Raw genomic sequence first — 25,408 nt, 5'->3', positions numbered from 1 at the left:
AGTCTCTTAAATAAAGCAGTCTATATTATTTTTGGGATTTACAAATTTGAATGTTTGGTAATGACACGTGAGCTTTATTGCTCAGTCGTTTCAAGGCTTAATAACTTTTTATCACTGTCATTTTTTTGTGTTTGTAGCTCGAGCATTTGTTTTTTGAGTTGAATGATTTCATCCAATTGTTTTTTATTCGCTTTTTCATGTCGTTTGAGTTGCCATTTTAATTTCAACGTTTGTGAAAAAAAATAGAGACTGGCAAGGAGCATCCCGATGACGAGTGCAATTGCAAGTAAAAGTGATAATGGCATTTCGATTTGTGTCCAGAAAAGATCGAACGGGACAAGATTGGGGTTAAGGATTCCCAATGTTAAACCGATTAATAGAAAAAGGATTGTGAGGGTAAATGAAAAAAATTTAGTCATAAAAAAAGGGCCACAATGTTTTAAAAACATTGTAACCCTTTTCAAAGAATAGTTGAACGATATTAGCCAATAATATCCGTGAAATCTTTGGAAGCGTCTACCCTATCGCGCAGGGATTTTCCTGGTTTGAAATGAGGGACGCGTTTTTCACTTAATTCAACCTTTTCGCCTGTTTTGGGATTACGCCCTAAACGTGCTTTTCTATGATGAAGACTAAAACTACCAAAGCCACGAATTTCAATTCTGTCGCCTTCTGATAAAGTGTCTATCATCGAGTCTAAGATTTGGTTGATTGCTAACTCAACATCTTTTTGACTAAATTGAGTTTGTTTTCTTGCAATCAATTCAATTAATTCTGACTTAGTCATTATTATTGTCTCTTTCTTCATTCATTAAAAATGAATCGTGTTCTAGCCTGCTGTTGCGTTAGCATAAGCAGACTAGAGTTTTAATGTATTTACTGACCCATTCACAGCAGCGTGAACAGGTGTTGAATTACAATTAATCTTCAGAAGAAAGCTGACCTTTTAACAAGTCCCCTAAAGTGTTTTGTGCTTGAGGTTGTTTTGCTGAATAGTCTTTAACTGCATTCGCTTCATCTTGCATTGCTTTTGCTTTGATTGATAGCGAAACATTACGGTTTTTACGATCAACATTGACAATCTTAGCTTCGACAGAATCACCGACTTTCAATACTGAGCTCGCATCACGCGTATCTTCATCCAACTCAGAAGCGCGAAGATAACCTTCAACTTCTTCTGCTAGGTCAATCACTGCACCTTTTTCATCAACAGATTTAACTGTACCAGTTACGATGCTGTTTTTACCATTTTCAGCAACAAACTCACCGAAAGGATCTTGCTCAAGTTGCTTAAGACCTAGAGAAATACGCTCACGCTCAGGATCGATTGATAGAATCACTGTTTCTAGCTCATCGCCTTTCTTGAATTCACGAACTGCTTCTTCACCAGATTGTGACCAAGAAATGTCTGTCAAGTGGACAAGACCATCAATGTTACCATCTAGGCCAATAAAGATACCGAAATCAGTGATAGACTTGATGCTACCAGAGATTTTGTCACCTTTAGAATGCGTAGCTGAGAAAGCTTCCCAAGGGTTGACTGTACATTGCTTGATAGACAATGAAATACGACGACGCTCTTGGTCAACATCCAAGATTTTAACTTTAACTTCTTGACCGAGGTGAACCACTTTAGATGGGTGAATGTTACGGTTAGTCCAATCCAGCTCAGACGTGTGAACAAGCCCTTCAATACCATCTTCGATTTCAATGAAAGCACCGTAGTCTGTGATGTTCGCAACTTTCCCCATGATTTCTGAACCAATTGGGTAACGTGCAACCATATCTGACCATGGATCTTCTTGAAGTTGTTTCATGCCTAGAGAAACACGGTTTTTCTCTCTGTCGAACTTCAATACCTTAACTTCGATCTCATCACCAACTTGGATAACTTCTGAAGGATGGTTTACACGACGCCATGCCATATCAGTAATGTGCAATAGACCATCGATACCACCTAAATCAATAAATGCACCGTAGTCTGTTAGGTTCTTAACGATACCTTGTAGAACTGATCCTTCTTCCATGTTAGCAAGAAGTGCTTCACGCTCAACAGAGTTTTCAGCTTCGATGACTGCGCGACGAGAAACAACAACGTTGTTACGCTTACGATCCAGTTTAACCAGCTTAAGCTCTACTTCTTTACCTTCTAGGAAACCGAAGTCACGGATAGGACGTACATCCACAAGTGAACCAGGAAGGAAACCACGAACGCCTTCAACATCAACTGTTAAGCCGCCTTTAACTTTACCAGTCACTAGACCAGTTACAGTTTCGCCATCTTCTAGAGCAGTTTCCAAACGATCCCAAGTCTTAGCACGTTTTGCTTTTTCACGTGATAAACGAGTTTCACCGAAACCATCTTCTAGGGTTTCTAGATAAACTTCAACTTCATCACCAACGGCAACTTCAAGTTCTCCGTTAGCATCTTCAAATTGTGACTTAGGAATAGCAGACTCAGATTTCATACCTGCGTCAACTAGGACAGTTTCTTTGTCGATACCGACAACGGTTCCGATAATCAAAGAACCTGTTTTGAATTTGTCTTCTTGTAAAGACTGCTCAAATAATTCAGCGAAAGATAATTCACTCATGGATAATTTACCAAAATTTTCAAACCGGCTATTTCTATCGTATTGGGGTATCTAGAATAATAGTCGGGTCAGTTCTTAATCGTCGGCATCCCAACAAGCCAACAAAATACATTTTTATAAAAAACAAAATCCCCATTCGGAATTCGAACAGGGATTTTATTAAATCTTTTTAATTCAACAGGTTATAAATATAAATTATATAAAACCTACTTCATTAACCCAGCGTCATAGAGTTTGTTCAATGCCATTTGGCAGACATCTTCAATCGATAAATCAGTTGTATCAATCTCTAAAGCATCTTCTGCCGGCACTAATGGAGAGCTTTTACGAGTTCGATCTCGTTCGTCTCTTTCCATAATGTCTTGAGTTATTTGGCGAATATTAACATCAACTCCTTGATTTTTCAACTGTTTAACACGTCTTTTTGCTCTTTCTTCTGCGGAGGCTGTTAAAAATAATTTAACGGGTGCATGTGGAAAAACAACAGTACCCATATCTCGTCCATCAGCGATAAGCCCTGGTGGTTGTGCAAAGTCCTTTTGACGCTTTAGCAATGCGGCTCTGACTTCCGGAATAGCGGCAACTTTAGAAGCTACTGCAGCCACTTCTTCAGTGCGTACTTTAGAGGTGATATCTTTTTCACGGTAAAGAATGCTGTTTTCAATAAATTTAACGGGAAGATTTTCAGCTAAATCAACCAGGCCTGGCAAATTATCAAAGGCAATGCCCTCTTCAAGGGCACCATAAGCTAAACTTCGATAAATCGCACCACTGTCCAATAAATGAAATCCGGTTTTGCAGCATAAAAATTGTGCAAGTGTTCCTTTCCCAACCCCGCTTGGGCCATCAATAGTCACAACTGAGTTTGTCATAAAAATCCTTTTATACTTCGACGGCAGAGACGTTTAAGCCAACCGTATTCGCTAGTTCAATAAAGGTTGGGAAAGACGTTCTGACGTTAGCGCAATCATCGATCGTGATTTCTGAAGCGGCATTCAATCCAGCTACGGTCATTGCCATCGATATACGGTGGTCGTGATGGCTTTGAATTTCAGACGATTGGGGACTCTGTATGCCACCATTGATGATCATGCCATCTTCCGTTGGTTGTGCATCAATACCAACAGCGACTAAAGCATCTGCCATGACTTGAATTCGATCACACTCTTTAACACGTAGTTCCTCAGCACCCGATAAGGTCGTTTGCCCTTCTGCCGAAGCGGCCGCAACAAATAGCACCGGGAATTCATCAATGGCTAACGGAACCAATGCTTCCGGAATTTCAATTCCTTTTAGCTTGGAAGATTTAATGCGGACATCTGCTACCGGTTCTCCTCCTACCGTGGCTTCATTTTCAAGGGCGATGTCTGCTCCCATCAATTTTAAGATATCAATCACACCCGTGCGAGTCGGGTTGATGCCAACATGTTCAATCACTAAGTCAGCTTCTTCAGCAACCGCAGCGGCCACCATGAAAAATGCCGCGGAAGAGATATCAGAAGGCACGTCGATATTCTTGGCGGTTAATTTACCCCCTCCTTCTAACATGACTTTTGTTTGCATGTCGTCTAGTTTCTCGGAATGTACCGTGTATCCAAAGCCGTTTAACATCCTCTCTGTATGATCTCGTGTAGGAGCAGGTTCAATAACGGTTGTTTTTCCTTCCGCGTAGAGTCCGGCAAGCAAAACGCAGGATTTGACTTGAGCACTGGCCATCGGCAATGTGTAATCAATGCCTTTTAAGTCTGAGCTTGGGTGGATTTTTAAAGGGGGTTTCCCGCCTTCTGCGGTATCAATACGAGCGCCCATGTCAGCTAAAGGACTTGTCACGCGTTTCATTGGGCGTTTTGATAAAGAAGCGTCTCCAATCAATTCACACTCAAAATCCTGACCCGCTAAAATACCCGCCATTAGGCGCATTGCCGTTCCTGAGTTTCCCATGTCCAATGGGTGATCTGGTTTCTTTAAACCTTTTAAGCCCACACCATGAATGGTAACGTTTCCTTGGTTCGGCCCTTCTATTTCAACGCCCATTGCTTGAAAGGCTTTCAAAGTCGCTAAACTATCGTCGCCTTCTAAAAAGCCGGTTACCTGGGTAATCCCTTCGGCAATAGACCCCAGCATAATGCTTCGGTGAGAAATCGACTTATCACCTGGAACACGAATCCGACCTTTGATCGTCCCGCCGGGTTGAACCTTGAATTGAATGTTATTCGACATAATCTTTCCTAAACTTTTAACTCTTTATTAAAGGGTGTCCCTTTATTGAATATGGGTATCACGCGCCTTTTTGGCTTGAATGAAAAAATCATAAATTTTATCGGATTCCTGTTTTTCCACCAATGTAATCAAGTAATCCAGCTCCTGCTGGTAATTTTTAAGCCATTTTACAATGGCTTGGCTATTGCTCATCGAAATGTCTCGCCACATTGTGGCATCACTTGACGCAATGCGCGTGAAATCTCTAAATCCACCAGCCGTATATTGAAATACATTGCCAAGCTCTTCATGTTCATTAAGTAAATTGACCAAGCCAAAGGCCAATAAGTGCGGTAAATGACTGGTAGCAGCAAAGACTTCATCATGAAACTCAGGTGTCATTTCCGATACGTCGGCACCTAACGCTTGCCACAAATGTTGCACTTGTTCTAAAGCTTGTTTATCCGTTTCGGGTGACGGCGTTAGAATTACTTTATGCGCATCAAATAAGGCATCGCAAGCCGCTTCCACGCCACTTTTTTCCTTTCCAGCAATTGGATGTCCCGCAACAAAATGAGATGGGATTTTACCAAAGACATTCTTGACAGCATTTAATACACTGGCTTTAGCACTACCAACATCGGTAATAATCGTTTTGTCGGTAATGAATGGTTTGATATCAGCTAGAACTGCTTGCATCGCTCCTAGTGGTACAGATAATAAAATTAAATCGGCCCCTTTAACTGCTGTGGACAAATCTAAAGAATAATTGTCAATCACGTTAAGCTCAACAGCTGTCTGAAGTTCTTTTTCATTCGGACCAAATCCAGTTATCTGGTCACACAGTTGTGCTTTTTTGATGCCTTTTGCGAAAGAGCCGCCAATTAGTCCGACGCCAATGATTGTCATTTTTTTTAAATGCATGCTTAATATTCTTTTATGTGTATCGCTAGTTATTTGAAGTTTGATGAGGTGAGTATTTTATTCAAAGCCGCCATAAAATGTTGGTTTTCATTAGGTAGACCAATAGAAACTCTTAAAAACTCACTGAATTCGCCTTCTGACGCAACCGGTCTGACAATGACTCCTTCCTTCAACAAGGCCTGATTGATTTTAAGCGAATCAGCCCCTAGATTAACGCATACAAAGTTACCTTGAGAAGGGATAAACGAAAGTCCTTTTTCTTCAAAAAATTGTGTTAGCGTGCGCATGCCTTGTGTATTTAAATCAACGGTTTTTTTTACAAACATAGGGTCTTTAAGGGCTGCCTTAGCAGCCACTTGCGCTAAATGATTAATGTTGAAAGGTGCACGCAAACGATTGATGTAAGCAATTAACTCCTCATTGGCAACCATGTATCCGATTCTTAAAGCTGCTAAACCATATGCCTTAGAAAAGGTTCGGGATACTATTAGGTTAGGATATTGTTCGAGATAATCCAGTCCGTTTGCATATTCATCATGTGTGACATACTCAGTATAAGCCTCATCTAAAACAACAATAACATTAGATGGTACTTTTGAAATAAACGCTTCCCATTCTTTTTGAGTAAATAGCGTTCCGGTTGGGTTGTTTGGATTGGCTAGGTAGATTAACTTGGTTTTTTCAGTAATTGCATTCGCCATTGCTTCCAGGTCATGCCCCCAGTCTTTTGCGGGCACTTCAATCCCTGTGGCTCCTACTGCCTGGGTGCTGATAGCGTAGACGGCAAAGGCATATTGGGAATAAATGATTTCATCCTCTTTGCCGGCAAAAATTCGCGCAACCAGTTCAAGCAATTCATTAGAGCCATTTCCTAGCGCAATTTCAGAGGGATGTTTTTTTAAAAAGTCAGCTAAATCTTGTTTTAGGTAAAAGCTATTTCCATCCGGGTAACGCCCCATGTTAATGAGTTCAGATTGTACCGCTTTGAGCGCTTTAGGACTAGCACCTAATGGATTTTCATTTGAAGCTAATTTTGAAATACGTAGTAGGTTATGCTCTCGTTGTACTTCTGAAATGGGTTTGCCTGGTTGGTAAGTTTGAATGCCACTGATATGGGGCAAAACATCATCACAAAAGCGAGGCTGAGACATGGTTTGATTCCTAATAGGTTCGTTCAAAAATTAACTTAAAGGAGACACAGGAAAAGAGCCCAATAATTTAAAAAAGCTCGTTTTTTGTTGAACTTCTTTAATCGCCGCCATTAATCCTTCATCTTTTTGATGTCCAATAACGTCGATAAAAAATAGGTAATCCCATTTTGTTTCAGAAGAAGGAAGCGAAATGATTCGTGTCATACTGATATCTCGTTCAGCAAAGCTGGATAAGACGCTTAATAAGGCTCCTGCCTTGTTTGGCATGGCAATGACCATCGCCGTTTTATCGTCCCCACTTGGCTCCGTTTCTTCAGACCCTAAAACCCAAAATTTCGTTGTATTGTCCTTACGGTCTTCAATATGGGTTTCAAGTGTTTTTAGTTCATAAAGCTGAGCGGCTTGTTCGGATGCAATCGCACCAAGAGAGGCATCTTTTTGAGCCATTTGAGCTGCCAGCGCATTTGACTCCACCGCTTCGATTTGTACAGTCGGCATATTGTTTTTAAGCCAATTTTCACACTGTCCTAAAGCTTGAGGGTGTGCAACGACTTTCTTGATATCATCTATATGGTCTGCTTGTGACAATAAACAATGATGAATGACAAGACTGACCTCTCCGGATATTTTTAAAGGGGTGGAAATTAATTCGTTTTGTGTTTGTTTTACAATACCTTCCGAGGAGTTCTCCACTGGTACTAAGCCATAGTTGGCTTCATTTTTTTCAACCGACTGAAATACTTCTTCAATACTGGATACGGCATAAGGGTGCACTGAAGAACCAAATTGTTTTAACACACTGGCGTGGCTGTAACTTCCTTCTGGTCCAAGATAAGCAACCTTGATCGGTTGCTCCAACGCTAAGCAGACAGACATGATTTCACGAAATAAACGAGCCATGTCATCCCCTGAAATTAAACTTTTATTGCGTTCCTTAACAGCTCTTAGAACTTGTGCTTCACGCTCAGGTCGATAAAAGACTGCTTCAACCTTACCACCCTGTGTTTTGATGTCAGCTACTTTTTGAGCGCACTCAGCTCGTCGCGAAATTAAAGCTTGAATCTCAGAATCAATGGCATCTATTTCATCGCGAATTTGGCTTAATTGTTCTTTTTCAGTGTCGTTATTAGTCATACTGTTTTGTTAGCGATTTCTTGGTCAATTAAAGGATAGTTTTAGGCATATTTGGCTTCAAACTGTTTCATAAAGTCAATTAAAGCATCCACTCCGGCTTCAGGCATTGCATTGTATATGCTGGCACGCATTCCACCATAAGCCTTGTGCCCTTTTAGACTTAAAAGGCCGGCAGCTTTGGATTCTTCTAAGAAGACCGTGTCCAGTTCCGTGTTTTTTAACTTAAAGGTCACATTCATCCACGAACGAACGTTAGGATCAATTTCGTTATAGTAGAAATCGGACGCATCAATCAAGTCATAAAGCTTTTGTGATTTACGTTGATTCACTTCAGCCATAGCTTCCACACCGCCCTGCTCTTTGATCCAATCGAACACTAAACCAGCTAAATACCAAGAAAAAGTAGCCGGTGTATTAAACATGGATTCATTTGCATTGTAGGTTGCCCAATTCATTAGATTCGGCGTATCTGAACGTGCTTGACCAATTAAGTCTTCACGGACAATAACGATGGCTAATCCTGCAGGACCAATATTCTTCTGAGCGCCTGCATAAATCACACCATAGTCAGAAACATTTATTGGTCGAGACAATATGGTAGAAGAGAAATCAGCTATGATTGGTTTGTCTGTTTTAGGCAGGGTTTGAAATTCAACACCTGTAATGGTTTCGTTTTGGCAAATATGAACATATTTTGCATCGTCGGACAGTTGCCATTCAGACTCATCAGGGATAAAGGTTTCCGCTTCAGCAACGACATTAACATTTACATAGCGTGCAGCTTCTTTAATGGCTTTTTGTGACCATACACCAGTATTGACGTAATCAACCGTATCATTTTCAGACGTTAGGTTCATTGGGATGCCAGCAAACTGCAAAGAAGCACCACCATGAACAAACAATACTTTGTAATTATCAGGTATTGCCATGATTTCACGTAATGTGTGCTCCATGTTATGGGCCACTGCCATGAATTCTTTGCTGCGGTGGCTCATTTCCATAACGGACATGCCCGTATTGTTCCAATCTAAAAATTCTGATTGTGCTTTACGCATGACCGCTTCTGGAAGCATTGCAGGTCCAGCACTAAAGTTAAATGCTCTCATTGTCTCTCTTTAGCTTATTTTTGGGTTTAAAACTCTTTCTTGGTGTAAATATAACGTAAGGAGGGTTACATCCGCCTGGCGATAACCATCGCCAGGCAAAGAAAGAGGGTTGTAAATATAGTGAATCTAATCAGTTGTTTTACTGCTCAGTGTTATCTTCAGAAGAGGTATCTGGTGCTTGATCCAATTCTGATGTTTCTTCAGAATCAATGTCAGGCAGTTCATCTTCTTGAACATCAACAACCGCCAGTCCGACGACGATTTCACCCTTGCCAACATTAATCAGCTTAACGCCTTGAGTGTTTCGCCCGACCACTGAAATTTCAGATACGCGTGTTCGAACCAAAGTACCTTTGTTGGTGATTAATACTACTTCTTGGTCCGGCGTGACAGCAACAGAATAAACAACATTACCATTACGGTCAGATGTCTTGATCGAGATAACCCCTTGTCCACCACGATTGATGGTTGAGTAGTCATCCACAGGAGTACACTTCCCATAACCATGTTCGGTAGCTGTTAAGATCAGGGTGTCTTTGCGTGCGACTTGCATGCTGATGATAGACATGTCTTCTTTCAGTTTCATGCCTCGAACACCGCGCGCTTGACGCCCCATGACTCGAACATCATTTTCATCAAAGCGAATGGCCTTACCAATATTACTGAACAGCATAATATCCTGCTCACCATCAGTGATGGCCGTTCCGACCAGTTCATCATCATCCAGTAGATCCACAGCAATAATACCATTGGCTCTAGGGCGAGAGAAGTCAGATAATGCTACACGTTTAACAGTAGATTGTTTGGTCGCCATGAAGACATAATAACCTTCCGAGAACTCTGATACTGGCAGGATGGATGTGATGTGCTCACCTGTTTCAAGCGGTAGGACGTTTACAATTGGTTTGCCTTTTGAGCCACGGCTTGCCAACGGTAATTGCCAAGTTTTTTGCCAGTACAACTTTCCACGATTCGAGAAGCACAGCAGCATGTCGTGTGTGCTGGCCACAATCATCTGACCGATCTCATCGTCTTCTTTCATTTGTGTCGCTGACTTACCTCGTCCACCACGGCGCTGAGCCTGATAATCTGATAAAGGCTGTGTTTTAATGTAGCCATCACGTGATAACGTGACAATGCGGTTTTCTACCGCAATCAAATCTTCCGCATCTATGTCTTGATAGCTGTGGTCAATTTCAGTTCGGCGTTTATCGCCAAAGTTTTCAACGACTTCTTCTAATTCTTCACGCACCACTTCTGTTAAGCGATCAGGGTTGCGTAAGATTTCTAGGAATTCAGCAATTTTAAGGACTAAATCACGGTATTCGGCAATGATTTTATCTTGTTCTAAGCCTGTTAAACGGTGCAAGCGCATTTCCAGAATGGCTTGTGCCTGTACAGGTGAAAGTTTATAGACACCCTTACCATCTGAGCCGAAACCTTCAGGAAGATCCTCAGGGCGAATATCTTTCATTTCGACCTTTTCAAGAAGCTGCTCTACATTACCAATAGACCAATCTCTTTCCAGCATACGCTCTTTTGCAACTGAAGGACTTGGAGATGCTTTAATCAACTCGATCATTTCATCGATGTTGTTAAGAGCCAGTGCCAACCCTTCTAAGATGTGTGCTTTTTCACGCGCTTTACGCAGATCGTAGATAGTACGACGTGTCACCACTTCTCGACGGTGGCGAATAAAAGCTTCGAGTACGTCCTTTAGGTTTAAAAGCTTAGGCTGTCCATTGATCAAGGCAACCATATTAATACCAAAGACGGTCTGCATGGTTGTTTGTTTGTAAAGATTGTTGATCAAAACTTCCGGAACTTCACCGCGCTTGACCTCAATGACAATGCGCATTCCGTCCTTATCCGACTCATCTCTTAGAGCAGAAATACCTTCAATTTTTTTCTCTTTGACCAGCTCAGCGATACGTTCAATTAGCTTGGCTTTGTTAACCTGGTATGGAATTTCATGAACAATGATGGAGGATTTACCGTTTTTGTCCGTCTCAACACTGGTTCTGGCACGCATTTGAACACGTCCACGTCCCGTTTCATAAGCTTCTCGAATACCTTTTGTACCATTGATGATCCCATGTGTTGGGAAGTCAGGCCCAGGTAGGAATTCCATCAACTCTGAGATGTTCAGTTCAGGATTATCAATTAATGCAATACACGCACTGATAGTCTCATTCAAGTTGTGAGGGGGAATGTTCGTGGCCATCCCAACCGCAATCCCTGAAGATCCATTGACCAACAGGTTTGGAATACGAGTCGGGAGCACGTCCGGTTCGGATTCGGACCCATCATAGTTAGGAGTGAAGTTAACCGTTTCTTTTTCTAGATCTGCGAGCAGTTCATGGGCAATTTTCGACATGCGCACTTCTGTGTAACGCATAGCTGCGGGAGAATCCCCATCAATCGAACCAAAGTTCCCTTGACCATCAACCAACATGTAGCGCAGAGAGAAAGGTTGCGCCATACGAACAATCGTATCGTAAACCGCGGTATCACCATGAGGGTGATATTTACCAATCACGTCCCCGACGATACGGGCGGATTTTTTATAGGGCTTATTCCAAGAGTTCCCTAATTCATTCATTGCGTATAAGACACGTCGGTGAACAGGTTTCAAACCATCTCTGACATCAGGCAAAGCACGCCCGACAATAACACTCATCGCATAACTTAGATAAGATTGTTGCATCTCATCTTCTAATGAGATTGGTAGAATTTCTCTCGCAAAATCTGACATAGAATTACAGTTTTCTTTTTAGTTGAAATTGACTAAGGATTATACCCCAAATCAAACCATTTCCTCTAGGTTTTATGATGTTTGATACTTAAAATTAATAATAAATAAGCTTCGAGTGTTCTTTAATGCCGAATATTACTCTTTTTTACTTAATTTTATAGGTGGGATAACAGGATAAAATCAGTCTGATTTCAAGATGTTTCATCGATTAAATTAAATAAGAAACGGATGAGTTGCTATAATCACGTCAATTTTTAAATGTCGGAACAGAGGTGCGCATGTCACAAGCTGATTTGAATAAGCATGAAAACGCAGACCCATCTGAATTGAACAATTTTAATCAATTGGCAAGCACGTGGTGGGATGAGTCGGGCGAGTTCGGTGCATTGCATAAAATCAATCCTCTTCGAATAGAATTTATTAAACGGTTTCAATCTATTGAAAAAAAAGCAATTTTGGATATTGGGTGCGGCGGCGGCATTCTGTCTGAGTCTTTAGCAAAGGCTGGCGGAAATGTGACCGGAATTGATTTGGCTGAAGATGTGTTGACTATTGCACGTTTGCATAGCCTCGATACGGAAACCAAAGTGAATTATCACTTGATTTCTGCCGAAGATCACGCTCAAACGCATGAAGAAGAATACGATATCGTAACCTGTATGGAAATGTTGGAGCATGTGCCCGACCCTGCTTCCATTGTTCAATCGGCTGCAAAAGCGGTTAAACCGGGTGGGTGGGTATTTTTTTCAACACTGAATCGCAACTATAAATCATATTTGTTGGCTATTTTTGCTGCCGAGCAAGTGCTTAATTTGGTTCCGAAAGGCACACATACGCACGAAAAATTCATTTTGCCGTCCGAGTTGGATACGATGGCTCGCCAAGCCGGTTTATTTTTAAAGGAAGGTGCCGGCATTGATTTCAACCCCCTTTTGAAGCGATATCGTTTGACAGACAGTCTCGATGTCAATTACCTGCTGGCTTATCAAAAGCCTGTTGTTTAACCCCCTTTTATAACCTTGAGAGAAAGCATGAGTATTCAATGTGTTTTATTTGATTTAGATGGCACCCTTTTAGATACCTCTTATGATTTTGCCTACGCATTAAACCAAACCTGTCGTCATTATGAGCAACAACCTTTACGCTATCAGGATATCCGTAAAACAGTATCTCAGGGCGGACTAGCGATGACGCAGCTTGCTTTTCCTGGATTAGAAGGAGAAGAACTGGAAGCCAGAAGACAATTTTTTCTGGATGTGTATTTCAAAAACATCGATCATCACACTCGTGTTTTTCCTGGATTGGAAGCAGGCCTGGCTGAAATTGCTCAAAAAAACTTAAACTGGGGAATCGTGACCAATAAGCCAGGTTGGTTGACAGAAAAATTATTAGAAAATATTTCTTTTCCATCTAAACCACTCAGTGTTATTTCTGGTGATACGTTAAGCGTGAGAAAACCGCATCCGGAACCCTTATTGTTGGCCGCGCAACAATGTGGTGCGGAACCGGAAAATTGTATTTATATCGGAGATCATCCAAGAGATATTGAAGCCGGTATTAATGCTGGTATGCAAACCGGTGCAGCCATGTTTGGTTACTTGCCCGAAGGGGCGCAGGAAACTGCCTGGCCTGCCAATCATTTCTTTGAAACGCCTATTGAAATCACCCACTTTATTCGAGAGCAATTATGAGTATTTATTTAATTACAGGGGCGGCACAAGGACTCGGCCGTAGCTTGAGTTTGGCATTAGCCAAAGAAGATAATCAATTGATTTTATTAGATAAAGATTTAAAAGCATTAAATTATCTATATGATGAAATCAATAACACGAATGAATTGTTGGCGGAACCTGCGCTTTACCCGATGGATTTGCTCGGAGCGAATATCGACCATTATCAAGCTTTGACAACCACGCTTGAAGCAGAATACGGACGTTTAGATGGTGTCTTCCTGAATGCGGCTACGTTACCGGCATTTACACCTGTTGAACATTTTGATTACACGCAATGGTATGAAGTGCTCCATACAAATCTGAATGCCAATTTTCATTTAATTCAGCAAACCCTCCCCTTGTTAAAGCAAGCTGATAAGAGTGTAATGGTTGCGGTGTTGGATCAAAATATCGAAGAGCATCCTGCTTATTACGGTGCTTACGGTGCAGCCAAGGCAGGCTTGGAGCAGCTTATGAAAACCTGCGCGAAAGAAAACCCAGAAACTTCGGTTCGTTTTTACAATGCCAAGCTGGAAGGTTTTCAATCGAATACCCGCAGTCGTCAGTTTCCAAGTGAAAATCCAGCCACTCTTCCTACATCTGACGCCATTGCTCAGCAATTACTGAATGTGGTACTTGAGGGATTGACATCGGAGTCCATTGAAAAGCTTTAACGGCTTTTTCAAATCTACCAGGCCTGGGTACAGTTAAAACGTTATCGGGGCACTGAAAAATTCTCTAGCGGCCCAGCCTGAATCAATGTGGGGATTCTGTTTTAAGATAAGGTAAGACCCACATTTGATACAAAGAGGTAAAAAGCATGACCGTCGCGGCCAAGCTATAGCCAAACCCTTCTATAATCACCATCCAAGCAAATTGTGGATTCAACTTAGTCAGCCACCATGCAGCGACATCGACAATTAAAAAAGCAAATGGCACAAAAATCAGAATCGACTTGACCCATTTGTTAAACCCAACGGCCATTGAAAAAATATACCCGACAAAAAAGAAAATAAATGAAATACCGAATAAGTGAATATGAGAAACGCGGGTTAACGATGTAATGTCCGCCCCCTTATCACTTTGGGCTAACTCTTTCAAAGTGTCATATTGGGTGATATCGGGTAAAGACATCATCATATGTTTGTGGCCATGACACATCGCGCAGCGTTGCTCAACGATTGGTTTGACGGTGGATTTAAATTCAGCATGATCCGCACCATCGCGTGCCCATTTAATCAACACAGTACGCTCTTCAACCGGGGCTTTGTCTTTCATCGACCCGTTTAGTTTGTTTTCAAGTTTAGAATTGGTTCGATCGCCATAATAACTATAAACAATGTCATTGACCGATATACCGAATTTGCCATCTGCTTGTCCATGCGTCATCAATATCTGCCCGCCTGCAACCAGCAATCCTAAGCCGACAACCATGATGTATCCAGTAAAAAGGGATTTCAGTGCGAGTGGGAGATCAGGCAATGTATTGTTCATATTCTATCCAGCTTTTCGTGAATCAAAAACGTTATATTGGGCTTTCGATTATAGCAAGACGATGTCGATAATTATTTTAATTTGATACGTAAAAGTCGTATCATGATTTATATCATTTTTATTCCCCTTATAGGTTTTGAACGAGAGAGAAATTATTATGAACAATCAACGATACATTCGTTTTTTTGATCAAATCAGTATTGAAGATATTCCTATTGTGGGTGGTAAAAATGCTTCTCTTGGGGAAATGTATCAAGCGTTGACGCCGGTTGGTGTACCGGTTCCGAATGGCTTTGCCATCACTGCGGAAGCTTATCGTGCGCTTTTAACGGAAAATAATTTATGGGACACGTTACATGAGATTTTAGACCCTTTGGATGAATCCAATGTGGCTGACCTAGCTGAACGCGGATTGCGAGCGCGTCAGCTTTTACTGGACGCCCCGCTTCCTGATGATTTACAGGCGGAAATATTGCAGGCATACCAAACACTCTCTGCCAGCTTCTCAACCCCCATCAGTTTAGCAATTCGAAGTTCCGCTACGGCAGAAGATTTGCCGACGGCAAGTTTCGCTGGCCAACAAGATACCTACTTGAATATTCAAGGGGAAGTCGCGTTGCTGGATGCTTGTAAACGTTGTTTTGCAAGTTTGTTTACGGACCGCGCGATTCACTATCGAATTGACCGAGGCTTTGGACAATTTGACGTGGGATTGTCTATTGGGGTTCAAAAAATGGTGCGGTCAGATTTAGCGGCATCAGGCGTTATGTTCTCAATTGATACTGAGACGGGGTTTAAAGATGCTGTATTCATTACCGGGGCATATGGTTTAGGTGAAAATGTGGTACAGGGAGCCGTTGATCCAGATGAGTTTTATGTGCACAAACCCACTTTTGAACAAGGATATCGCCATGTATTACGACGTCACCTCGGTGCTAAAAAAATCAAGATGATTTACGCACCTGACTCAAAAGGCAGCCCGGTTCGAAATATCACTACGACTGAGTCAGAGCGCCAACAGTTCTGTATTAGCGATGAAGAAGCCTTGAAGCTAAGCGGTTATGCGATTCGCATTGAAAAACATTACAGCGAGAAAGCCGGCAAACTTCGTCCGATGGATATTGAGTGGGCGAAAGATGGGGATGATGGTCAGCTTTATATCGTACAGGCTCGACCTGAAACCGTGGTGTCTCAGAAAACGGGACATATCCTGAAGTCATATAAAATCACGCCAGAACCCGATGCTCAAGTGCTTACGCAGGGACGGGCCGTGGGTGGCAAAGTTGCCCACGGACAAGCGCATGTCATTCAAGATGTGGCTTATATCGACCAGTTTCAACCCGGTGAAGTGTTGGTGACGGATATCACAACACCTGATTGGGAACCTGTCATGAAAACGGCTTCTGCCATTATCACCAATCGTGGTGGACGCACCTGCCATGCCGCCATTATTGCACGAGAGTTAGGTATTCCTGCAATTGTCGGCTGTCCGCAGGCCACCAAGGATTTAGAGTCTAACCCTTACGTTACTGTGTCCTGTGCGGAAGGCGATACCGGAAAAGTTTATTTAGGTGAACAACCATTCGAAGTCATTGAAACCGACTTATCACACCTTGAAACCCCAAAAACGGACATTATGCTTAATTTGGGTAATCCAGATCTAGCCTTTCAGACCAGCTTTATTCCAAACCATGGCGTGGGGTTGGCACGAATGGAATTCATCATCAATGAATCGGTCAAGGCGCATCCTTTAGCCCTACTTCAACCTGAAAAAGTCACTGCCACGAAAGTGCGTGAAGCGCTGGATGAGTTGATCAAAGGTTATGACAACGGGGAAGCCTTTTTTGTTGACCAACTCACCAGTGGTATCGGAACCATTGCCGCCGCCTTTTATCCTAAACCGGTGGTGGTTCGTCTGTCGGATTTTAAATCGAACGAATATGCCAGCTTATTGGGTGGTAAATATTTTGAACCGGAAGAAGAAAACCCAATGCTAGGCTATCGGGGAGCCTCTCGATATATTTCTGGTGTCTTTGAGCCCGCATTTGCGATGGAGTGCCAAGCCATTAAAAAAGTGCGTGAAGAAATGGGGCTAAGTAATGTCATTGTGATGATTCCGTTCGTACGGCGTGTGGTTGAAGCCCAAAAAGTCATTGCCTTAATGGAAAAATACGGCTTAAAACGCAATAAAAACGCGCTGCAAATCTACATGATGTGTGAAATCCCGAACAATGTGTTAGAAATGGATGCTTTTGCGCCCTACTTTGATGGGATTTCCATCGGGTCCAATGACTTAACTCAGTTGGTATTAGGGGTGGATCGCGACTCCAGTTTGGTAGCTGACAGTTATGATGAACGTTCAGAAGGCGTCAAAACCATGATTCGCTGGGCTGTGGAAGGCGCAAAACGTAATGGACTTCATTCCGGACTGTGCGGACAAGCGCCGTCTGATTATCCAGATATCGCCGAGTTCTTGGTTGAGTTGGGCATTGACTCCATGAGCTTAAACCCGGATTCCGTTTTGACGACGATGCAATGCGTCTTGGAATTGGAGCAAAAAATGAATGCATAAAAATGTAAGGTTACTGCAGCTAAACTAGCTTAAAACTGCCCAGGCCTGGGCAGTTTTTAACGAGCCACGGGCTTTTCCTTAAACGCTTTTTTGATTAATTCCGGCGCTGAGTTCAACAGTTTTTGGGTGTATTTATGTTGTGGATTACACATAATGGCTTCCACATTGCCCTGCTCCACAATCTTACCCTGTTTCATTACGGCCACTTTATGCGCAATGGCTGGAATAATGGATAAGTCATGGGTGATGAATAAGTAAGACATTTGATAGGTTTTTTGCAGATCATTAAGTAAATCCAATACCTGTGCTCGAACAGAAACATCCAAAGCACTGGTCGGCTCATCGCAAATAATCAACTCCGGTTCTACAGCCAACGCGCGTGCAATACCGATTCGTTGACGTTGACCCCCTGAGAATTCATGTGGGTAACGATATTTGTGTTCCGGTAACAGCCCCACTTGCTGTAGTAAATCATCAATTCGTCGGTCTTGTGCTTCACGCCCTTTGGGGCCGACTTTCAAGCTATTCATCCCTTCACGAATGATGTCACTGATTTGCATTCTTGGGTTCAAGGCGGAAAAAGGGTCTTGGAAAATGACTTGTACTTTTTTACGTAACGGCTTCATGTTTTTTTCATTTAATTTAATGAAATCAATATCTTGCTCTTTGTTTTGAAAAACAACCGAGCCATCTGTCGTGTCAATTAAGCGTAAAATAGCTTGCCCGATGGTGCTTTTGCCACTGCCAGATTCGCCCACTAAAGCCAAAGTTTCTCCTTTTGCAATGGATAATGTCACGCCATCCACTGCCTTGACATAGCCCACTGTACGCTGGAAGATCCCTTTTTTAATTGGAAAATGCACTTTTAAATCATTGATCTGAAGTAGGTCTTGTGTATCTGAGATCGGTTTGTAGGTGTGTTTAGGAACGGCATCTTCCAGTAATTTACGCGTATAAGGGTGTGTCGGAGCCGTAAAAAAATGCGTTTTATTCGCCTTTTCAACGATTTCTCCTTGACGCATGACGGCGACATGATCTGCCATTTCATTGACCACGCCCATATCATGTGTGATAAATAAAATAGCCAGACCGCGTTCATCACGAATTTTCTTTAACAGTTGCAATACTTGAGATTGAATCGTCACATCTAAAGCGGTGGTCGGTTCATCTGCAATCAGCAAGTCAGGTTCACAGGCCAGTGCCATCGCAATCATCACTCGTTGTTTCTGCCCCCCTGATAGTTGATGTGGATACCAGTCATAACGTGATGTCGGTTCAGGAATGCCGACTTCTTCAAACAGAGAAATTACTTTCTCACGAGCTTGGTTTCGATTCATATTTAAATGAATTCGTAAAACTTCAGCAACCTGCTCCCCGACTTTCATAACGGGGTTTAAGGAAGTCATAGGCTCTTGAAAGATCATCGCCACTTGCTGGCCTCGGACACGTTGCATCTTATGTTCAGGCAACGTAAACAGACTTTGTTCATTTAATAGGACTTTACCTTCTGCGATGTCTAAGGCATCCGGTAGTAGTCGCATAATGGCTAATGACGTGAGTGATTTACCGCTACCAGATTCACCGACCAGTGCAAAGATTTCGCCTCGTTGGATGTCGAAACTGATCCGTTTGACTAATTCTTTGACGCCCACTCGGATGGTTAGGTCTTCAACACTTAAAACGGACTGTTTTGAAGTCATAGTAAATATCCTATCGATTATTACGTGGGTCTAAGACAGTTTGAACACGATCTGAAAACAAGTTCGCCGCCAAGACTAAGATAAACATAAAGAAAAATGCGGAAAACAATGACCACCAGACCATCGGCTCTCGTGCCATTTCAAGACGAGCTTGGTTAATCATATTTCCCCAACTGTGCATGGTTGGGTCAACACCAACCCCGACATAAGATAATACCGCTTCTGCCAATACCAGGCCACTGAAATCTAAAACAACCGAAATCAGCACAATGTGCATGACATTCGGCATGATATGACGACCGATGATTTTAAAACGGCTGACACCAAAAGCTTTAGACGCGGTGACATATTCAACTTGGCTGATTTTCAGCGTTTCGGCACGCAGTAGTCGACATAATCCCGTCCAGCTGGTCATGCCTAAAATAAAAATTAAAAACAACAGGCGCACATCCGCGCGTTCTTCTGTGCTAGTAAACCAGTCAGGATGATTCCCCATGATAACTTGCATGACCAGTACGGCAGCAGCAATCAGTAACACACCGGGTATAGAGTTCAATGTGGTGTAAATATATTGAATGACATCATCCACCCACCCTCTAAAGAGCCCAGCACTGATGCCGAGGGTAATCGAAAGCGGTAGCATGACTAAGGTGGTTAAAACCCCAATCAGTACACCGGTTCGGATGCTTTTTAACGATTCGTATAGTACATCGCCGCCCACCTTATCAGTACCGAATACATGATAAAAAAAGCTTAAGAAATAAAGCCAGCTCAAAAAGAGCATAATCACGGTAAAAGTGATGTAGGCGGTTCGCCATGGTAACAAGGTTTGGTTTCTAATCACTTTGATTATAAAGGCAAAAACCGATAACTGATGTACCCGACTACGCCATAAAGCATGGAGCCAGATAAATAGTAAACTGATGGCTATTCCTGCTAAAAAAGCTTCCAACGTGGCTTGTGTGATTGAAACCGATCCAGAAACATCAATATGCTTTAAAGGCCGGTAAATCTGTTGTATTTCTCCAAGCTCGTTAATGTTCAAACTTTTGTTATATTCGGTTGTCGCAAAAGGAGCCGAGTAAGTTCGTTCTTGCTGATAAGCTAAGTGCGGAAAAATAGCATCCAATGCACTTTGTGTTTCCGAGATAACCGTCGGATCTTTTGATTCGATTTTAAAGTGAATGGAATCCAACAATGCAATCGCAAGGTAAAACAGTAAAACAATGGCTGAAACCATCGCAAGTTTTGACTCAAAGATTTGTAACCACTGCTGTTTTACTTGAATCGATCGACTGATGAGTCGTCCCCATATTATAAGGGCGATGACCAGCCCCCAGATCATATAGTCGGTCCACAAAGGTATCAGGCTAAACGATGACATCAGTTCAACCTCACTCGGGGGTCAAAAACGGTATAAGAAATATCGGTTAAGATTAGGCCGATGATATAAAGGACCGAACCTAAAAAAACCATTGATTTGACAATTCCAAAGTCTTGGGCATGAATCGCATCTATGGTGTAGCTTCCAAGGCCGGGAATACCAAAAAACGACTCCATGATTAAACTTCCCATGAACAGTGTCGGAATGACAACGACGACCCCTGTTAAGATGGGTAATAACCCATTTTGTAATAAATGCCCAAATAAAACCTTAATTTCTGACAAGCCTTTGGCACGAGCTGTTCGAATATAGTCTTTATTGATTTCTTCCAGAAAAATGCTGCGATACCAGCGTACGCCGGCCCCCAGCCCTGCAAAAATGCCAATAAAGATGGGAAGGATTAGGAATTTCAATCCTTCCCAGCCATCGGTATAGCCAGAGATAGGTACCCAGTGCCATATTTTACTGAATAGAACCTGGCCGGCGATAATATAAAACAATCCCGAAATTGACATAATCGCGACGGCAACGACCATAGTAGCAGAATCAAGGACAGATCCGCGAAAGAGGACAATGAGCAAAGCAATGGCGATGTTGGTGATTAATCCAATGATGAACGTCGGTAAGGCGATTGCCAAGCTCGGCCACATTCGTTCTTGAATGTCCGCTGAAATTTGTCGGCCATCGTCGGATTGCCCGAAGTCAAACCAGAAAAGTTTTAAAGATTCCTGTACAAATAATGTGTCATTAAGTTTTGACAGACCGGAAGCTTCTTCATTGTAAAACAGAGGCTTGTCATACCCATGGGTTTGTTTCCAGGCGGCAATCATTTCAGGTGAAGTTTGTTTAGCACCCAGATGGGCACGTGCCATATCATCTGGGGTATTTACCATAAAAAATAACGCAAAAGTAATCAGGTTGACACCGATTAGAATCGGGACGGCAAACAATAGTCGACGGAGAATGTAAGCTAACATTATGCGTCCCCTTTCTTGTGCGGCACGATGACCGCTTTTTGTCGCGCTTGATAGGCTTTCAGCAACGGATACATAGAAACTATCAGCAACAATAATACAATGATAATCGGCCAGATAACGGGCTTATTCCAAGCTTTTTGTTTTTGTGCTCGCTCTTTTGCATCAATCCGTTTGTATTTAAGTGTATTGTTGGCTAATGGGTTGGCCCAAACATTATGATACCAGCTGTGGTAAAGCGCCAAACTTTTCGGATTAAATCCCCAGGCCCAAGGGGCATCCTCTTGAACAATTCGAACCATCTTTTTAATTAAAGCCAGTCTTTCAGGAGAGTTTTCCATGGTTTTGATTTTTTTAAATAAACGGTTAAACGCAGGGTTATTATAATTGGCGTAGTTAATCCCCGCACCGTTGGTTTGGGTAACAGATTGTGCCCCATTTAATAGGAATAAAAAATTCTCTGGATCCGGGTAATCGGCATTCCAGCCCCAACTGAACATTTGTCCTTTTGCACCACGCATTTTATCTTGGAAACGATTGTAGTCTGTTGCTCGAATAACCAGTTCAATTCCGAGTTTGGCGAATTGCTTACGGTACCAGTTCAGCTGTGCTTTACTGTCAGGCCCTGTTGCCGCCGTATCGTAATGTAAAACCAAAGGCTCGCCATTTGGTTTACGCCCATTAGGGTAACCGGCCTCTGCTAAGAGTTTTTTAGCCACGTCAATCGGTTTGCGTTTAGGGTGGCCATTTTTCCAATCGTACACAATGGGGTTGATCCCGTTTTTACCTGATTGGTGTCCAAAGATACCTGGAGGAATTGGGCTTTGTGCAGCGACGCCTCGACCATTCATGAAGATGGAGATGTATTCCTCAAAGTTTAAAGCAATGCTCAAGGCTTGGCGAAGTTTACGTTGTTTTTTTGAATACCCTCCTACAATGGGATCGGCCATATTAAAACCAAAATAATAAATGGTGGGTTCCACCGTATTTAAAAACTGTATGCCCTTCTCCTGCATTTCAGGCGTTAAATTTAAATGTCCTCCCCCGCTGATTGAGATCGCTTGGTCAAAACTGTCTGAGCTGACGCCAGAGGCGTCATAGTATCCTTGCAAGAATTTATTCCATAAAGGAACGCTTTCTTTCTCTAAAGAGTAAACCACTTCTTTGATGAATGGTAATGATTTGCCGGCATCTTTTAGTAAAATCGGGTCGGCATCCTCAGCCAAGCCGGATTCTGGGTAGAAGCCATGTTGGTAATTAGGGTTTGCCAGCAATCGCATTCTTTTATTTGGATTGTTTTCAACCAGTTGATAAGGACCTGTTCCAACCGGATAAGTATCTAATGAAATATTTTTTTCAGCCAGGCCTGGCTGGTTAAAGAAGACCTCGGCTTCCCAAGGGATGGGCGCGAAAAAATTCATGCTGAGCCAATATAAAAATTGCGGATATTTCCCATGAATTCGAATCTTCAATTCGGAATTTGAAATTACTTGAACCCCTGGAATGTGCATTGTTCGAAGTTTTTGCGGGGGTATTGGCTGCTTTGAAACTTGTTCCGAAAACTCTGATAAACCAACAATGAGCTGTTTCATCGTGCCGAGTATCGGGGAGTGATTCTGTTGGACAGCCATGCGTTTAATCGCATAGGCATAGTCCTCAGCCTCTAGCAATCGAGTATCCGTTTGTTTGAAATCTTCTATCGTTGTGATTCCTGATAGCTGTTCAGGTGTTAAGTGCGCTAGTGCCAGCTGCCCTTTTTCATCTTTAACAAACGCTGGATGAGGTTGGTATTGTATGTTCGGTTTTAAATACAGCGTGTATTCAGAATAAGTGATGTCAGCAGACTCTTCAGAGATAGGCTGTGCTTGTTGATTTAAATAGATGACTTTAGGTAACGACTGAAGAGTTAAGGGTTCCAGTGTATAAGGACGTTTTAAATAGTGGTATTGCAGCGGTGGTTCATAAACCTGGCCCAAAATGGACCACTCGTTGGCATTGTATGAAATAACAGGATCTAAGTGTTTAGGCTTAGAAGAAAAGGAGCTAAATAAAATAGGTTGCTCGACCATTTTCAAGTCATATGGACTGTTCCAACGACTTTGCTCACATCCCGAAAAGGATGTCAGTGCCATTAGAATTGTAATGATTTTTAGTAACTTAGAGAACACTCTTTATCTACTTTATATGTTATTAAATTCATTGACTGTTCAAAACATCCATCCTAAAAATTACGAATGTCTTTTTCCCGCTAAAAGAAGGTTATTATAGCCCTATTTTAACGTTATAATTACCCAAATATTTCTAGATGATCACTCACAAAAAAAGGAGTAAAAATGGGATTTCTTGCTGGTAAAAAAGCCCTCATTGTCGGTGTCGCAAACAATAAGTCTATAGCATATGGTATTGCAAAACAAATGCATGAACAAGGTGCGGAAATCGCCCTAACCTATCAAACTGAAAAATTGAAAAGCCGTGTTGAAAAAATTGCCGAAGAATTGGGCAGCAATATTGTGCTTCCATTGGATGTGACTTCTGACGAACAGATTGAGCATGTCTTTTCAGAGTTGAATAAGCAATGGAACGGGCTAGATATCCTAGTTCACTCGGTTGCGTTTGCCCCGCGTGAAGAATTAGAAGGTCGTATGATTGATGCTTCAACGCGATCTGGTTTTTCGGTTGCGCACGATATTTCCGCTTACAGCTTAACGGCCTTGACCAAAGCTGGTTATGATATGTTGAATAAGAACAATGGCTCCGTACTGACAGTTTCTTATCTAGGTGCTGAGCGTGCTGTGCCTAACTATAACGTTATGGGAATTGCTAAAGCCTCACTGGAAGCTACCGTGCGTTATTTGGCAGCAGATTTAGGTCAAGACGGTATTCGTGTGAACGCCGTTTCTGCAGGTCCTATCCGCACATTAGCCGCATCAGGGATTAAAGACTTCCGCACTATGCTGGATAAAGCGGCAGCTGCAACGCCGTTACGTCGTAATGTGACGATTGAAGAAGTCGGAAATACCGCAGCTTTCTTATGTTCTGATCTAGCGTCAGGCGTGACAGGTGAAATCACTTATGTTGATGGTGGTTACAATACAACTGCAAGTAATTAATATTACATAAGGAAAAAACAGCCAGACCTGGTTGTTTTTAGTTTGATAAAAGGCTCCGAAAGGGGCTTTTTTTATAGCTGTTAAAAACAAAATAATCTAATGGTATAGAAATCGAAAATGAATGCTTGAAAAGAATAAAAGAAAACTTACAGGAAAGTAAATGGCGGAGTGGACGGGATTCGAACCCGCGACCCCCTGCGTGACAGGCAGGTATTCTAACCAGCTGAACTACCACTCCGAACAGGGATGATGTTTATAGAAGACATCAAAAGTAAATGGTGGGTGATACTGGGCTCGAACCAGTGACCCTCGCCTTGTAAGGGCGATGCTCTCCCAACTGAGCTAATCACCCGAATCGTAAAACAATTCGAATCAGGATTATAAATAATGGCGGAGTGGACGGGATTCGAACCCGCGACCCCCTGCGTGACAGGCAGGTATTCTAACCAGCTGAACTACCACTCCGTACAGGTCTTCAAAATTGGTGGGTGATACTGGGCTCGAACCAGTGACCCTCGCCTTGTAAGGGCGATGCTCTCCCAACTGAGCTAATCACCCAATCTTGAATCTATTTACAATCATTTAAACCTTCTCAACAT

At 42.3% G+C, this 25,408-nt stretch carries 20 protein-coding genes and 4 tRNA genes; 5 read left to right on the top strand and 19 right to left on the bottom strand.

What is annotated here, in order from left to right:
• Nucleotides 1-74: 74 nt before the first annotated feature.
• The 10 genes from GHNINEIG_RS06340 to gyrA form a co-directional block, all read right to left on the bottom strand.
• Complete coding sequence (locus GHNINEIG_RS06340; protein WP_262982058.1) at nucleotides 75-305, bottom strand: LapA family protein; 231 nt, start codon at nucleotides 303-305, stop codon at nucleotides 75-77.
• A gap of 176 nt (nucleotides 306-481) precedes the next feature.
• A complete protein-coding gene (locus GHNINEIG_RS06335; protein ID WP_048810657.1) occupies nucleotides 482-787 on the bottom strand; it encodes an integration host factor subunit beta in 306 nt (101 codons plus the stop codon).
• Nucleotides 788-920: 133 nt separating this feature from the next.
• A complete protein-coding gene (gene rpsA, locus GHNINEIG_RS06330) occupies nucleotides 921-2,594 on the bottom strand; it encodes a 30S ribosomal protein S1 (RefSeq protein WP_135795862.1) in 1,674 nt (557 codons plus the stop codon).
• Nucleotides 2,595-2,800: 206 nt separating this feature from the next.
• The gene (gene cmk, locus GHNINEIG_RS06325) at nucleotides 2,801-3,466 is read right to left on the bottom strand and encodes a (d)CMP kinase (protein WP_135795861.1); all 666 of its coding nucleotides are present in this window, start codon (nucleotides 3,464-3,466) and stop codon (nucleotides 2,801-2,803) included.
• A gap of 10 nt (nucleotides 3,467-3,476) precedes the next feature.
• Nucleotides 3,477-4,814, bottom strand: coding sequence for a 3-phosphoshikimate 1-carboxyvinyltransferase (gene aroA, locus GHNINEIG_RS06320; RefSeq protein WP_135795860.1), 1,338 nt, complete (start codon nucleotides 4,812-4,814; stop codon nucleotides 3,477-3,479).
• 42 nt (nucleotides 4,815-4,856) lie between these two features.
• Nucleotides 4,857-5,717 (bottom strand): prephenate dehydrogenase, encoded by an 861-nt coding sequence (locus GHNINEIG_RS06315; RefSeq protein WP_135795859.1) that lies wholly within the window; start codon nucleotides 5,715-5,717, stop codon nucleotides 4,857-4,859.
• Between the two features lie 29 nt (nucleotides 5,718-5,746).
• Complete coding sequence (gene hisC, locus GHNINEIG_RS06310; RefSeq protein WP_135795858.1) at nucleotides 5,747-6,868, bottom strand: histidinol-phosphate transaminase; 1,122 nt, start codon at nucleotides 6,866-6,868, stop codon at nucleotides 5,747-5,749.
• Nucleotides 6,869-6,898: 30 nt separating this feature from the next.
• Entirely contained in the window at nucleotides 6,899-8,002 is a 1,104-nt protein-coding gene (pheA, locus tag GHNINEIG_RS06305) for a prephenate dehydratase (protein ID WP_135795857.1), read from the bottom strand.
• Nucleotides 8,003-8,043: 41 nt separating this feature from the next.
• Nucleotides 8,044-9,108, bottom strand: a complete 1,065-nt coding sequence (gene serC / locus GHNINEIG_RS06300; RefSeq protein WP_135795856.1) for a 3-phosphoserine/phosphohydroxythreonine transaminase — start codon at nucleotides 9,106-9,108, stop codon at nucleotides 8,044-8,046.
• 139 nt (nucleotides 9,109-9,247) lie between these two features.
• Entirely contained in the window at nucleotides 9,248-11,863 is a 2,616-nt protein-coding gene (gyrA, locus tag GHNINEIG_RS06295) for a DNA gyrase subunit A (RefSeq protein ID WP_135795855.1), read from the bottom strand.
• 278 nt (nucleotides 11,864-12,141) lie between these two features.
• Here gyrA and ubiG point away from each other — a divergent pair, with 278 nt between their 5' ends.
• Genes ubiG through GHNINEIG_RS06280 form a run of 3 tightly spaced genes read left to right on the top strand, consistent with a single transcriptional unit; the run spans nucleotide 12,142 to nucleotide 14,249 of the window.
• On the top strand, nucleotides 12,142-12,867 hold the full coding sequence (gene ubiG / locus GHNINEIG_RS06290) for a bifunctional 2-polyprenyl-6-hydroxyphenol methylase/3-demethylubiquinol 3-O-methyltransferase UbiG (protein ID WP_135795854.1): 726 nt from the start codon (nucleotides 12,142-12,144) through the stop codon (nucleotides 12,865-12,867).
• A 27-nt stretch (nucleotides 12,868-12,894) separates the two neighbouring features.
• On the top strand, nucleotides 12,895-13,554 hold the full coding sequence (locus GHNINEIG_RS06285; protein WP_135795853.1) for an HAD family hydrolase: 660 nt from the start codon (nucleotides 12,895-12,897) through the stop codon (nucleotides 13,552-13,554).
• On the top strand, nucleotides 13,551-14,249 hold the full coding sequence (locus GHNINEIG_RS06280; protein WP_135795852.1) for an SDR family NAD(P)-dependent oxidoreductase: 699 nt from the start codon (nucleotides 13,551-13,553) through the stop codon (nucleotides 14,247-14,249). The genes GHNINEIG_RS06285 and GHNINEIG_RS06280 overlap by 4 nt, the downstream gene beginning before the upstream one ends.
• An 82-nt stretch (nucleotides 14,250-14,331) precedes the next feature.
• Here the strand turns inward: GHNINEIG_RS06280 and GHNINEIG_RS06275 are convergent, their stop codons facing one another.
• The gene (locus GHNINEIG_RS06275; protein WP_135795851.1) at nucleotides 14,332-15,069 is read right to left on the bottom strand and encodes an elongation factor-1 alpha; all 738 of its coding nucleotides are present in this window, start codon (nucleotides 15,067-15,069) and stop codon (nucleotides 14,332-14,334) included.
• Between the two features lie 157 nt (nucleotides 15,070-15,226).
• Between GHNINEIG_RS06275 and ppsA the strand changes: the two genes are divergently transcribed.
• Nucleotides 15,227-17,641: a phosphoenolpyruvate synthase gene (ppsA, locus tag GHNINEIG_RS06270; protein ID WP_135795850.1), complete on the top strand. Its 2,415-nt coding sequence runs from the start codon at nucleotides 15,227-15,229 to the stop codon at nucleotides 17,639-17,641.
• A 56-nt stretch (nucleotides 17,642-17,697) separates the two neighbouring features.
• Here ppsA and GHNINEIG_RS06265 read toward each other — a convergent pair whose 3' ends face one another.
• From GHNINEIG_RS06265 to GHNINEIG_RS06250, 4 genes are read right to left on the bottom strand one after another with little or no spacing between them, the layout of a single operon-like run.
• Complete coding sequence (locus GHNINEIG_RS06265) at nucleotides 17,698-19,341, bottom strand: ABC transporter ATP-binding protein (RefSeq protein WP_135795849.1); 1,644 nt, start codon at nucleotides 19,339-19,341, stop codon at nucleotides 17,698-17,700.
• Between the two features lie 10 nt (nucleotides 19,342-19,351).
• The gene (locus tag GHNINEIG_RS06260) at nucleotides 19,352-20,725 is read right to left on the bottom strand and encodes an ABC transporter permease (protein ID WP_135795848.1); all 1,374 of its coding nucleotides are present in this window, start codon (nucleotides 20,723-20,725) and stop codon (nucleotides 19,352-19,354) included.
• A complete protein-coding gene (locus GHNINEIG_RS06255; RefSeq protein WP_135795847.1) occupies nucleotides 20,725-21,702 on the bottom strand; it encodes an ABC transporter permease in 978 nt (325 codons plus the stop codon). The genes GHNINEIG_RS06260 and GHNINEIG_RS06255 overlap by 1 nt, the downstream gene beginning before the upstream one ends.
• Nucleotides 21,702-23,831 carry an ABC transporter substrate-binding protein gene (locus GHNINEIG_RS06250; protein ID WP_135796842.1) on the bottom strand — a complete coding sequence of 710 codons (2,130 nt, stop codon included), beginning with the start codon at nucleotides 23,829-23,831 and terminating at the stop codon, nucleotides 21,702-21,704. The genes GHNINEIG_RS06255 and GHNINEIG_RS06250 overlap by 1 nt, the downstream gene beginning before the upstream one ends.
• Before the next feature lie 201 nt (nucleotides 23,832-24,032).
• On the opposite strand from GHNINEIG_RS06250, the gene GHNINEIG_RS06245 reads away from it, so the two are divergent.
• The gene (locus GHNINEIG_RS06245) at nucleotides 24,033-24,809 is read left to right on the top strand and encodes an enoyl-ACP reductase FabI (protein ID WP_135795846.1); all 777 of its coding nucleotides are present in this window, start codon (nucleotides 24,033-24,035) and stop codon (nucleotides 24,807-24,809) included.
• Nucleotides 24,810-24,970: 161 nt separating this feature from the next.
• Here GHNINEIG_RS06245 and GHNINEIG_RS06240 read toward each other — a convergent pair.
• From GHNINEIG_RS06240 to GHNINEIG_RS06225, 4 genes are all read right to left on the bottom strand, one after another.
• Nucleotides 24,971-25,047 (bottom strand) — tRNA-Asp (locus tag GHNINEIG_RS06240).
• A 38-nt stretch (nucleotides 25,048-25,085) separates the two neighbouring features.
• A tRNA-Val gene (locus GHNINEIG_RS06235) sits at nucleotides 25,086-25,161 on the bottom strand.
• A gap of 36 nt (nucleotides 25,162-25,197) precedes the next feature.
• Nucleotides 25,198-25,274: transfer RNA gene (locus GHNINEIG_RS06230), tRNA-Asp, on the bottom strand.
• Between the two features lie 17 nt (nucleotides 25,275-25,291).
• Nucleotides 25,292-25,367, bottom strand: a tRNA-Val gene (locus tag GHNINEIG_RS06225).
• Nucleotides 25,368-25,408 lie beyond the last annotated feature (41 nt).

It is taken from the genome of Hydrogenovibrio crunogenus, from assembly GCF_004786015.1.
GTDB classification, from domain to species: domain Bacteria; phylum Pseudomonadota; class Gammaproteobacteria; order Thiomicrospirales; family Thiomicrospiraceae; genus Hydrogenovibrio; species Hydrogenovibrio crunogenus.
This window is presented reverse-complemented; position numbering and strand designations above follow the sequence as displayed.